The sequence below is a fragment of the Streptomyces sp. NPDC006265 genome (genome assembly GCF_040613555.1).
GTDB lineage: Bacteria > Actinomycetota > Actinomycetes > Streptomycetales > Streptomycetaceae > Streptomyces.
In genome coordinates this window covers 1-1,726 of the sequence record NZ_JBEXSH010001308.1, presented here as the reverse complement: position 1 = coordinate 1,726, position 1,726 = coordinate 1, and the positions used below count along the sequence as shown (strand labels likewise).

Genomic DNA, 1,726 nt, shown 5'->3' with positions numbered 1-1,726 from the left:
GTACTCCGCCCTCGGAGTTAGTCTCTCGTCGGCGAGCACGCGGCGGGCGAGCCGGCTGACGATGGCCGGCTCCGACAGCAGGTGCCGGCTCGCGGGCTCCAGGCGGCCCCGGGAGGCGTGCACCATGCCCATCGAGTCCTCGACCGTCACGAATTGCTCGCCGCCGCCCTGGACATCGCGCTCGGTACGGCCCAGCGTCGGCAGGATCAGGGCCCGCGCGCCCGTGACCGCGTGCGAACGGTTCAGCTTCGTCGACACGTGCACGGTCAGCCGGGCCCGGCGCATGGCCGCCTCGGTGACGTCCGTGTCGGGGGACGCCGAGACGAAGTTGCCGCCCATGGCGAAGAAGATCTTCGCCTCGCCGTCGCGCAGGGCGCGGATGGCGCGCACGACGTCATAGCCGTGTTCACGCGGGGGTGCGAAGCCGAACTCCCTCTCCAGGGCGTCCAGGAACGCCGGGGAGGGCCGCTCGAAGATGCCCATCGTGCGGTCGCCCTGCACGTTCGAATGCCCGCGCACCGGGCACACGCCCGCGCCCGGACGGCCGATGTTTCCGCGCAGCAGGAGGAAGTTGACGACTTCCCGGATCGTGGGGACGGAGTGCTTGTGCTGGGTGAGGCCCATCGCCCAGCACACGATGGTGCGTTCGGAGGCCAGGACCATCCGCAGGGCCTTCTCGATGTCCTCCCGGTGCAGGCCGGTCGCCGCGAGCGTCTCGTCCCAGTCGGCGGCGCGGGCGGACTCGGCGAACTCCTCGTAGCCGTGCGTGTGCTCACGCACGAACGCCTCGTCGACCGCGCCGTCCGTCTCCAGGATCAGCTTGTTCAGCAGGCGGAACAGGGCCTGGTCGCCACCGATGCGGATCTGCAGGAACAGATCCGTGAGCGCGGCGCCCTTGACCATGCCCTGCGGGGTCTGCGGGTTCTTGAAGCGCTCCAGCCCCGCCTCGGGCAGCGGGTTGACGCTGATGATCTGCGCGCCGTTGTCCTTGGCCTTCTCCAGCGCGGACAGCATGCGCGGGTGGTTCGTCCCCGGGTTCTGCCCGGCGACGATGATCAGGTCCGCCTTGTAGAGGTCCTCCAGCAGGACACTGCCCTTGCCGATGCCGATCGTCTCCGACAGGGCCGAGCCGGACGACTCGTGACACATGTTCGAGCAGTCCGGCAGATTGTTCGTGCCGAGCTCGCGGGCGAACAGCTGGTAGAGGAACGCGGCCTCGTTGCTCGTACGGCCGGAGGTGTAGAACAGGGCCTCGTCCGGGGACGCGAGCGCGGCGATCTCCTCGCCGATGATGTCGAAGGCGCGCTCCCAGGTGACCGGCTCGTAGTGCGAGCCGCCCTCGGGGAGGTACATGGGGTGGGTGAGCCGGCCCTGCTGCCCCAGCCAGTAGCCGCTGCGGCCGGCCAGGTCGGCGACCGGGTGCGCGGCGAAGAACTCGGGGCTGACCCGGCGCAGGGTGGCCTCCTCGGCCACGGCCTTCGCGCCGTTCTCGCAGAACTCCGCCTTGTGCCGGTGCTCCGGCTCGGGCCAGGCGCAGCCCGGGCAGTCGAACCCGTCCTTCTGGTTCACGCTCAGCAGCGTCAGCGCGGTGCGCTTCACGCCCATCTGCTGCTGGGCGATCCGCAGCGTGTGCCCGATGGCCGGCAGCCCCGCGGCCGCGTGCTTCGGCCCGGCGACCTGCGGCGCGTCCTGAACCGGATCGCTCTTGGGCGGCTTCGACGCCATC

The 1,726-nt window shown here is 70.7% G+C and carries 1 protein-coding gene; it reads right to left on the bottom strand.

Annotated features, from left to right (window positions below):
• Window positions 1–1,725: FdhF/YdeP family oxidoreductase (locus ABZ281_RS48270; protein WP_356665080.1), on the bottom strand; the 1,725-nt coding region annotated here is incomplete at its 3' end.
• Between the last annotated feature and the right edge of the window lies 1 nt (window position 1,726).